We start from the raw sequence: 9,279 nt of genomic DNA, 5'->3' as shown, positions 1-9,279 counted from the left end.
CAGCTGTTGCTTCGGCTGTTGCCATTGATTCGGCGGGTGCAGGGCTGCAAGCCCTGCTCGCCCCCCCTCACACCGTGATGGTCTGGGTCAGTGACTCCCACGTCGGGGGCACCGGCCACGCGGCGGCCTGGTTGCCATCCAGCACCCTGCGCAGATCGCGCGGATCAATCTGCGGTGCCAGCACGTGCACCAGCTCCAGCGCGTAATCGCGCAGCACCCGGTCGCGCGGCAACACCGCCCAGGCAATGCACTCGCTGATCGGGTCCGGCGCCGGCCACGAGCGCAGGTCTTCGTCGCTGGAACTGACCGCCATCTCGGCCAGCAGGCCTACGCCCAGACCGGTACGCACATAGGTCTTGATCAGGTCCGCATCGAGCGCGGTCAGCGCCAGGTCCGGCGCCAGGCCGTTTGCAGCGAAGGCGCGCTGCAACGAGGAATTCGGGCGGGTCGAGGATTCGTAGCTGATCAGCGGCTGCCGGGCCAACGCGGCCAGGTCCGGTGCGCGGCCGGCGCGGTCCAGCGGGTGCCCCTTGGGTACCACCACCAGGCGTCGCCAGCGGAACAGCGGCACCGCGATGCCATCGGTGGGCTCACTGCCAGCGGTGCTGATGATCGCGATATCCGCGTCACCCTGGTTCAAGCGGTCCAGCGCGTCGGTTTCACCGGCCTGCTGCAGGTGCACGCTCACCTGGGGATAGGCCTGCTTGATCGCTGCCACCGCCGGCGGCAGCACGAAGCGCGCCTGGGTGTGGGTGGTGGTCAGGATCAGCTGGCCCTGGCTCTCGCGGCGCTGGTTGGCCGCGTAGGTGCGGATGTTGTTGGCCTCGGCCAGCACCGCGCGGGCGCGGGCGATCACCTCGGTGCCGGCCGGGGTGACCGACTCCAGGCTGCGGCCCTTGCGCACGAACAACAGGAAGCCGAGCTCGTCTTCCAGCTGCTTGAGCTGCTTGGACAGGCCGGGCTGGGTGGCGTGCACGCGCGAGGCGGCCAGCGTGATGTTCAGCTCGGCGTCGGCGATGGCGACCAGGTAGCGCAGCTGGGTCAGCGTCATGGGAGGCGGGCGGCGTGGGGCGGAGGTCCACTCTAGGGTCAATTGCCGTCACCAGCTTATAACCAAAGGTTGTTTAAGAAAGGTATCTGGTCATTTCCGGGCGTCATATGCCGGCGCTACGGTCAGCCGGCAGCCGCTGGCCTGAACAGCCAGCCCTCCCCTTCTGCCCGCCGGCGTCCGGCGCGGCCCTGTTTCCGGAGCGCTTCCATGGCCCTGTACGACTCCATCCTCGACACCGTCGGTAATACCCCCATCGTCAAGCTGCAGCGCCTGGCGCCGCCGCAGGTCAGCGTCTACGCCAAGGTCGAGTCGTTCAACCCGGGCGGCTCGGTCAAGGACCGGCTGGCGCTGGCGATCATCCTCGACGCCGAAGCGCGTGGCCTGCTCAAGCCGGGCGACACCATCGTCGAAGCCACTTCTGGCAACACCGGCGTGGCGCTGGCGATGGTCGCCGCCGCGCGCGGCTACAAGTTCGTGGCGACCATGGTCGAGACCTTCTCGGTGGAGCGCCGCAAGCTGATGCGCGCCTATGGCGCCAAGGTGATCCTGACCCCGGCCGCCGAACGCGGCAGCGGCATGGTGCGCAAGGCGCGCGAACTGGCCGAGCAGCACGGCTGGTTCCTGGCCAGCCAGTTCGCCAACCCGGCCAATCCGGCGTATCACCGCAACACCACCGCCGCCGAGATCCTGCGCGACTTCGCCGGCAAGCGGCTGGACTACTTCGTCAGCGGCTGGGGCACGGGCGGCACGCTCACCGGCGTGGGCGAAGTGCTGAAGGTCGCGCGTCCGCAGACCCGCATCATCGCCACCGAGCCAGCCGGCGCCGCACTGCTGAAGGGCGATGACTGGAAGCCGCACAAGATCCAGGGCTGGACCCCGGACTTCGTGCCCGACGTGCTCAACCGTGATGTGGTGGATGAACTGCTGACGGTGGAAGATGACCGCGCGATCGCCACCGCGCGCCGGCTGGCCGCCGAGGAAGGCATCTTCGTCGGCATCTCCGCCGGCGCTACCGTGGCCAGCGCACTGGACGTGGCCGCACGTGCCGAACCGGGTTCAGTGATTCTGGCGATGCTGCCGGACACCGGTGAACGCTACTTCTCCACGCCGCTGTTTGCCGATGTGAACGAGGGTTCCGACGACGACTGGTTGGCCGGCCTGCCGTGACACCCGGGGGTCAGAGCCTCTTGCATCCGGAAAAGGCTCTGACCCCATCCTGTTACATGCCCAGGGTCGGATCCCTTTTCCGTAGGGAAAGGGCTCCGCCCCCCTTCTGCTTCAGCCTGCATGAAGGAGTCGCCCGCCATCGTGCGTGAAGGCCGTCGGATCGCAGCGCGTGAGACGGTCATGACGCAGTATCGATGCCCTGTCCCCTACCGTGGGAACAGCCGGCGCAGATGCTGCGCGGATCACCTCACAGGCAGGAGACGGACGCATGAAGATCGAAGTTTGGCAGGGCGACATCACGACCCTGGCGGTGGATGCGATCGTCAACGCGGCCAATGAAACGCTGCTCGGTGGTGGCGGTGTCGACGGCGCGATCCATCGTGCGGCCGGGCCCGCGTTGCTGGCCGAATGCGTGCAGCTGCCGGAGCTGCGCCCGGGCGTACGTTGCCCGACCGGCGAAGTGCGCGCCACCAGTGCTTACGCTTTGCCTGCACGCTACGTACTGCACACGGTGGGCCCGGTCTGGCACGACGGCCAGCGCGATGAACCGGCGTTGCTCGCCAACTGCTACTGGAAGTCGCTGCAGCTGGCCGAATCGCTGGGCGTGCAGTCGATCGCATTCCCAGCCATCAGCTGCGGTGTGTATGGCTATCCGCTGTACCAGGCGGCGCAGATCGCCGTGACCGAGACACTGGCCTGGCAGCGCAGCCATGCGCAGCCGATGCGCATCGTGCTGGTGGCGTTCAATACCGCGACGGCCAAGGCGTACCAGCAAGCGTTGAGCGCCGCCGGGCAAGGCGCAGACGGCGAACCGCGCGGCTCGATGCTGTCGCCGCTGGGTGATGCGGGCTTCGCCGCCGCGCACTGAATCCGGCGGTCAGCGTCAAGGAAAAGGCCGGGCATTGCCCGGCCTTTCCTGTTGCGCCGTTGTCCACACTCCCACGGAGTGTGGAACACGCTCAACGGCTGGCGGCTTCCACCGCGGCGGCATCATCGGCCGCAGCAGCGGCCGCGTCGGCAGCGGCACTTGCCGCCGAAGCAGCAGCCCCATCGGCGCTGGCGCCGTCCACCTGCACACGCACTTCCACCATGCCCGCGCCGTTGCTGAGGCTGGACACCTCGACGGTGTAATGACCGGCAGGCAACGCTTCTTCCAGGCGTGCGTTGGTATCGTTGCCACCGTCATCGTCGGTCAGTTCGACATCGCCGCCAACCACGCGCAGCACGGTATCGACCTGGCCGGAGATTGCATCCAGCCGCACATTGGTCGGACGGTCCAGCGTCAGCAGGAAGCGGCGGACGCCATCGTTATCGAGCATCGTGTACACGCTGCCGGACTTCGGCAGTGCGGTGCCATCGCGATCGACCAGGTTGCCCGGCAGCTCGATCCGATTGGCCGACAAGGTGAACATGCCACTGACGCCGTCGCCGAGGCCACGCGCGGTCAGCGTGTACTTGCCCGGCTTCAGCGACAGGGTCAGGCGCGAGTTGGTGCTGTCCCCGCCGTCGTCATTCTCGGCATCCACGCCCTGCCCGGACAGCTTCAGCACCGGGTCGAAGGCGTCCGAGACCAGCCGGATCTCGTACAGGCCCGCCTTGTCCACCTGCAACGTGTAGTCCTGCGAGTTGCTGGCCAGCATATCGACGATCTCGCCACTGCCCGCCAGCGGCTTGCCGTCGTACGGCTTCAGCTTCTCGGCGCGAAGGCGATAAGGGCCGAACGCGGTCGGGCCATCGGCGTTGACTGCCACCTGGTAGGTACCACTGCCGTTGGCACGGAAAGCCAGCGAGACGTCCCCCTCGCGCTCATAGCCTGTGTTGCTGGTGGATACCAGGCTGCCGTTGTTGAACACCGCAATCGAGCCGCTGAGGGCACCAGTGAGCTTCAGGCCGACCAGATCCCTGTCTTCCAGCTTGATCTGGTAGAGCTGGTGATGGCTGCCGTCATTGAAGTTGATGCCGCTGCGCGAGGTGATCTCGCCGGAGACCGGCTTGTCGAAATCGAGCGACGCGGCCTTGCCTGCCTCGGCACCGCCGCCACCGATGCGGTTGCACCCGCCGGCGACCAGGACCGTGGCTACGGCCAGTGTGATTGCTGCCAAACGCATGTTGTTTCTCCTTGGCCTTCCATGTGGTTCCCACGCACCGGCCGGGCGCATGGGGGCGGAAAAGATACCCGCAAAAGCAAACGCCGGCGTGATGCCGGCGCTGCCTTGTTCATCCAGCGATGGGACGGATCAACCGTTCCACTTGCCCAGCGCGGCCAGGCCATTGTCCCTGGCGCGCTCGTACACGGTCTTCTGGGCAGCAGCGTAGTTGCCCTTCATGTCCTTGGCCCACAGCTTCAGCGCGGCCTGCTGCATGGCACGGCCGTAGGAGAAGCTCAGCGGCCACGGCAGGTTGCCCAGCTGGTTCATCGCGTTCAGGTGCTCGGTGGACTGCTCGTCGCTCTGGCCACCGGACAGGAACACCACGCCCGGCAGGATGGCCGGCACGGTGCTCTTCAGGCACATCACGGTCGACTCGGCCACTTCCTCGACATCGGCCTGCTCTTCACAGTCCTTGCCCGAGATGACCATCGAAGCCTTCAGGATGGTGCCTTCCAGCAGCACGTTCTGCTGGTACAGGGCGTCGAACAGCGAACGCAGGGTCGCTTCGGTGACTTCGTAGCAGGTCTCGATGTCGTGGTCGCCGTCCATGATCACTTCCGGCTCGACCATCGGCACCAGGCCGCATTCCTGGCACAGCGCTGCGTAGCGGGCCAGCGCATGGGCGTTGGACTCGATGCAGGTGCCCGACGGGATGCTCTCGCCGATGTTGATCACAGCACGCCACTTGGCAAACCGCGCGCCCAGCTTGTAGTACTCCTGCAGGCGCTCGCGCAGGCCATCCAGGCCTTCGGTCACCAGCTCGCCCGGGCAGCCGGCCAGCGGGTGCGCGCCCTTGTCCACCTTGATGCCCGGAATCATGCCGTGGTCGGCCATGTACTTGGCGAACGGCACGCCGTCCTTGGTCGACTGGCGGATGGTTTCGTCAAACAGGATGGCGCCGGAGATGTGCTCGTTGAGCTTCGGCGTGGTCAGCAGCAGTTCGCGGTAGGCACGACGGTTCTCCTCGGTGTTCTCGATACCGACGCCGGCGAAACGCTTGGCGATGGTAGCGGTGGATTCGTCGATCGCGATGATGCCCTTGCCCGGGGCAACCATGGCCTGGGCGGTTTCAGCCAGCTGTTCGATGCTCATGTACTTCCTGTGGCGGGTGCGGGAAAAACACAAGTATAGCCCCGCCGCCCGTTGCGCCGGCGTGCAGGCCAGAATGGAAACGATTCCAATGTCGGCGCAGGACAAGCGATGTCCTGCGGCACGGGGTCAGAGCCCTTGCGGGGATCCGACCCCGGCGGGCCTCAGAGGTCGCCCAGGCCGATGGCGCGGCCGTCCTCTCCCACTTCCAGCAGGCGCAGGGTATTGGTGGCACCGTGGGTTTCCATGTGCTCGCCACTGGTGAACACGACGCGGTCACCGGCCTGCAGCAGTTCGGCTTCCACCAGCAGGCGGATGCTGCCGCGCGCGGCTTCGCGCGGGGTCAGGCCGCGGCTGTCGAAGTTGATCGGGAACACATCGCGCATCAGGGCCATCTGGCGGCGCGCGCCGTCGTGGCGGGTGACTGCGAACACCGGCGCCTTGGCGCGGAACCGCGACAGGTAGCGGGCGGTGCCACCGGATTCGGTCATCGCCACGATCGCACGCACGCCCACGTGCTGCGACAGGAACATGGTGGCCATGGCAATCGCCTGGTCGGCACGTTCCAGATTACGCGGCGAGGCGTTGAAGTCGGTCTCGGTCTGGAACTGGCGCTCGGCACCCAGGCAGATACGCGCCATCGCTTCCACCGCCTTGACCGGCCAGGCACCGGCAGCGGTCTCGGCCGACAGCATCACCGCGTCGGTGCCATCGATGACCGAGTTGGCCACGTCCAGCACTTCGGCGCGGGTCGGGATCGGGCTTTCAACCATCGACTGCAGCATCTGCGTGGCGGTGATCACCACCTTGTTCTGCGCAAGCGAGGCCTTGATGATCTTCTTCTGCAGGCCGGGCAGCTCGGCATCGCCGATTTCCACGCCGAGGTCGCCACGGGCGACCATCACAACGTCACTGGCCTCGACGATCTCTTCCAGGTTCTCGATCGCCTCGGTGCGCTCGATCTTCGACACCAGCGCGGCATCGCAGCCGTGCGAGCGGGCGATCTCGCGCGCGTCGTTCATGTCCTGCGCGTTGCGGCAGAACGACACGGCGATGAAGTCGACACCGATCTTGGCGACGATGCCGATCAGTTCCTTGTCGCGCTCGGTCAGTGCGCCCAGCGAGAGGCCACCGCCCTGCTTGTTCAGTCCCTTGCGATCAGACAGCGCGCCGTCGTTGAGCACGGTGCTGATGATGCGCTCGCCCTGCACCTCCACCACCTGCAGCTGCATCAGGCCATCATCGAGCAGCAGGACATCGCCCGGGCCGACGTCCTGCGGCAGGCCGAGGTAGCTGACGCCTACCTGGGTCGCATCGCCGGGGCCGGCGTTGGTGCTGGCGATCAGGTCGAAGCGGTCACCCGCCTTGAGCTGCACCTTGCCTTCGGCGAAGCGCTCGATGCGGATCTTCGGGCCCGGCAGGTCGGCCAGGATGCCCACTTCCACGCCCACGCGGGCAGCGGCGGCACGCACTTCGGCGGCACGCTTGGCCTGGCCGGAGGGGTCGCCATGGCTGAAGTTCAGGCGTACCACGTTGACGCCGGCGCGGAACAGATCCTCCAGCACGCCCGGCGGATCAGTGGCCGGACCGAGGGTGGCAAGGATCTTGGTGCGACGCTGACGCTCGAACATGGTGAATGGGCCTCTCCCGGTAAAGGACGGAAATTAGCACATCCTTCACGTCGCATGTATACGGTTACAGCCTTGTGCCGCTTGTCTTCGCGGGTCATGGAACGGACATCACCCGGACATACGCCGGCGCAGGCAGTTCTGTAGAGCCGAGCCCATGCTCGGCTGGGCATAGGCCGAAGCAGCCGAGCATGGGCTCGGCTCTACAGGAGCCTAGGCCAGCAGCGTTTCCAGCTGCGCAGGCTCGCTTGCCAGCTGACCCGCGCCGGCTTCGGTCAGTTCGGCCTCACCGCCAAAGCCCCACAGCACGCCCACACTGCGCAGGCCGTGGTGCCGCGCGCCTTCGATGTCCATGCGGCGGTCGCCGATCATCCAGCACTGCGCAGGCTGCACCTGCAGCCGACGCAACGCCTCGCCGACCAGTTCCGGCTTGTGGCTGCGCGAGCCGTCCAGGGTCGAACCGACGATCTCCTCGAACAGCCCGCCGAACGGCAGGTGGGCGAGGATGCGGCGCGCATGCGGCTCGTTCTTGGCCGTGACCACCGCCAGTCGATGGCCGCGACCATGCAACGTGCGCAGGGTGTCCTCCACCTGCGGGTACACCGTGTGCTCGCGCCAGCCTTCGACATCGAAGCGCTCCCGGTAGTAACCCACTGCCTGTTCCACCCGCGCCGGTTCACCGAACAGCGGCATGAAGGTGGTACGCAGCGACGGACCGATCCAGCCCCGCAGGGTGTCCTGCGGCGGCACCGGGTACTCCATCTTCTGCAGCGCATAGGCGATGCAGGCGGTGATGCCCACCTGCGAATCGATCAGCGTGCCGTCCAGGTCGAAGAACAGCACATCCTTGCCGCGCTCGCCACTCATGCGCCGCGCGCGTCGAGTGCGGCCACTGCAGGCAGAGTCTTGCCTTCCAGGAACTCCAGGAACGCACCACCACCAGTTGAGATGTAGCTGACGTCGCCGGCGATATCGAACTTGTCGACCGCGGCCAGGGTGTCCCCACCGCCGGCGATGGAGAACGCCTTCGAGCTGGCGATCGCGCGGGCCAGCGCTTCGGTGCCCTTGCTGAAGGCCTCGAACTCGAACACGCCGACCGGGCCGTTCCAGACCACGGTGCCGGCCTTCTCGATCAGCTGCGCGTACTGCGCGGCGGTCTGCGGGCCGATGTCCAGGATCAGGTCGTCTTCGGCAACGGCATCGACCGCCTTCACTTCCGCGGCAGCGTCGGGCAGGAACTGCCTGGCGGTGACCACGTCCACCGGCAGCGGAATGTCGGCGCCACGCGCCTTCGCATCGGCCACGATCTTCTTCGCCGTGTCCAGCAGGTCCGGTTCATACAGCGACTTGCCGACGTTATGGCCAGCGGCAGCAATGAAAGTATTGGCGATGCCGCCACCCACGATCAGCTGATCGACCTTGCCGACCAGGTTGGCCAGCAGTTCCAGCTTGGTGCTGACCTTGCTGCCGGCGACGATGGCCAGCAACGGCTTAGCCGGTGCATCCAGCGCCTGCGCCAGCGCGTCCAGCTCGGCCATCAGCAGCGGGCCACCGGCCGCGACCGGTGCGAAGCGGATGACACCATGGGTGGAGGCCTGCGCACGGTGCGCGGTGCCGAAGGCATCCATCACGAACACATCGCATAGCGCCGCGTACTTCTTCGACAGGGCTTCATCGTCCTTGCCCTCGCCGACGTTCATGCGGCAATTTTCCAGCAGCACCAGCTGGCCCGGCTGCACCTCGACGCCGTCGACCCAGTCACGCACCAGCGGAACCTCGCGGCCGAGCAGTTCGGACAGGCGCTGGGCCACCGGCGCCAGAGAATCGGCTTCGCTCCACACGCCTTCCTTCGGGCGCCCCAGATGCGAGGTGACCATCACCGCCGCGCCCTGCTCCAGCGCACGCTTGAGCGTCGGCAGCGAAGCGGTGATGCGCTGTTCGGAAGTGATGCGGCCATTCTCGATCGGCACGTTCAGATCCTGGCGGATCAGCACGCGCTTGCCGGAGAGGTCGAGGTCGGTCATGCGGACGATGGACATGGGCAACTCTTTGGCTCGGGGACGGGATGCCGGGGTACGGCAGACGGCCATTGTATCGGGTGCGGGTGGTGGGAGGGTCGATGCCTGCGGCAGGCAGAGGCGCACGGCAACGGCAACGGCAACAGCAACAGCAACTGCCAAAGCGCTGACGCTTC

Annotated in this window: 8 protein-coding genes; 2 read left to right on the top strand and 6 right to left on the bottom strand. The window is 66.7% G+C overall.

What is annotated here, in order from left to right; translation table 11 throughout:
- Positions 1–67 precede the first annotated feature (67 nt).
- Positions 68–1,051 (bottom strand): LysR family transcriptional regulator, encoded by a 984-nt coding sequence (locus tag N5C25_RS19615; RefSeq protein ID WP_005410828.1) that lies wholly within the window; start codon positions 1,049–1,051, stop codon positions 68–70.
- A gap of 207 nt (positions 1,052–1,258) precedes the next feature.
- Here N5C25_RS19615 and cysK point away from each other — a divergent pair, with 207 nt between their 5' ends.
- Together cysK and N5C25_RS19605 are read left to right on the top strand one after the other, a co-directional pair.
- On the top strand, positions 1,259–2,218 hold the full coding sequence (gene cysK, locus N5C25_RS19610) for a cysteine synthase A (RefSeq protein ID WP_005410829.1): 960 nt from the start codon (positions 1,259–1,261) through the stop codon (positions 2,216–2,218).
- Between the two features lie 268 nt (positions 2,219–2,486).
- On the top strand, positions 2,487–3,086 hold the full coding sequence (locus N5C25_RS19605) for an O-acetyl-ADP-ribose deacetylase (RefSeq protein WP_279937705.1): 600 nt from the start codon (positions 2,487–2,489) through the stop codon (positions 3,084–3,086).
- 91 nt (positions 3,087–3,177) lie between these two features.
- Here N5C25_RS19605 and N5C25_RS19600 read toward each other — a convergent pair whose 3' ends face one another.
- The 5 genes from N5C25_RS19600 to N5C25_RS19580 form a co-directional block, all read right to left on the bottom strand.
- Positions 3,178–4,326, bottom strand: coding sequence for a hypothetical protein (locus N5C25_RS19600; RefSeq protein ID WP_019660019.1), 1,149 nt, complete (start codon positions 4,324–4,326; stop codon positions 3,178–3,180).
- A gap of 129 nt (positions 4,327–4,455) precedes the next feature.
- Entirely contained in the window at positions 4,456–5,460 is a 1,005-nt protein-coding gene (locus tag N5C25_RS19595; RefSeq protein ID WP_019660018.1) for a class I fructose-bisphosphate aldolase, read from the bottom strand.
- 161 nt (positions 5,461–5,621) lie between these two features.
- Positions 5,622–7,088: a pyruvate kinase gene (gene pyk / locus N5C25_RS19590; protein ID WP_021203676.1), complete on the bottom strand. Its 1,467-nt coding sequence runs from the start codon at positions 7,086–7,088 to the stop codon at positions 5,622–5,624.
- A 210-nt stretch (positions 7,089–7,298) separates the two neighbouring features.
- Complete coding sequence (locus tag N5C25_RS19585; protein ID WP_279937703.1) at positions 7,299–7,952, bottom strand: HAD hydrolase-like protein; 654 nt, start codon at positions 7,950–7,952, stop codon at positions 7,299–7,301.
- A complete protein-coding gene (locus tag N5C25_RS19580; protein WP_251103435.1) occupies positions 7,949–9,124 on the bottom strand; it encodes a phosphoglycerate kinase in 1,176 nt (391 codons plus the stop codon). The genes N5C25_RS19585 and N5C25_RS19580 overlap by 4 nt, the downstream gene beginning before the upstream one ends.
- Between the last annotated feature and the right edge of the window lie 155 nt (positions 9,125–9,279).

Origin of the sequence: Stenotrophomonas sp. GD03958 (genome assembly GCF_029839005.1) — a bacterium.
GTDB classification, from domain to species: domain Bacteria; phylum Pseudomonadota; class Gammaproteobacteria; order Xanthomonadales; family Xanthomonadaceae; genus Stenotrophomonas; species Stenotrophomonas hibiscicola.
The sequence above is the reverse complement of the archived record's forward strand: the minus strand, read 5'-3'. Positions and strand labels throughout refer to the sequence as shown.

Excerpts from the sequence above, each read along its gene's own strand:
- N5C25_RS19605 (WP_279937705.1), top strand. The coding sequence starts at position 2,487 with ATGAAGATCGAAGTTTGGCAGGGCGACATCACGACCCTGGCGGTGGAT.
- cysK (WP_005410829.1), top strand. The coding sequence starts at position 1,259 with ATGGCCCTGTACGACTCCATCCTCGACACCGTCGGTAATACCCCCATC.
- N5C25_RS19585 (WP_279937703.1), bottom strand. The coding sequence starts at position 7,952 with ATGAGTGGCGAGCGCGGCAAGGATGTGCTGTTCTTCGACCTGGACGGC.
- pyk (WP_021203676.1), bottom strand. The coding sequence starts at position 7,088 with ATGTTCGAGCGTCAGCGTCGCACCAAGATCCTTGCCACCCTCGGTCCG.
- N5C25_RS19580 (WP_251103435.1), bottom strand. The coding sequence starts at position 9,124 with ATGTCCATCGTCCGCATGACCGACCTCGACCTCTCCGGCAAGCGCGTG.
- N5C25_RS19600 (WP_019660019.1), bottom strand. The coding sequence starts at position 4,326 with ATGCGTTTGGCAGCAATCACACTGGCCGTAGCCACGGTCCTGGTCGCC.
- N5C25_RS19615 (WP_005410828.1), bottom strand. The coding sequence starts at position 1,051 with ATGACGCTGACCCAGCTGCGCTACCTGGTCGCCATCGCCGACGCCGAG.
- N5C25_RS19595 (WP_019660018.1), bottom strand. The coding sequence starts at position 5,460 with ATGAGCATCGAACAGCTGGCTGAAACCGCCCAGGCCATGGTTGCCCCG.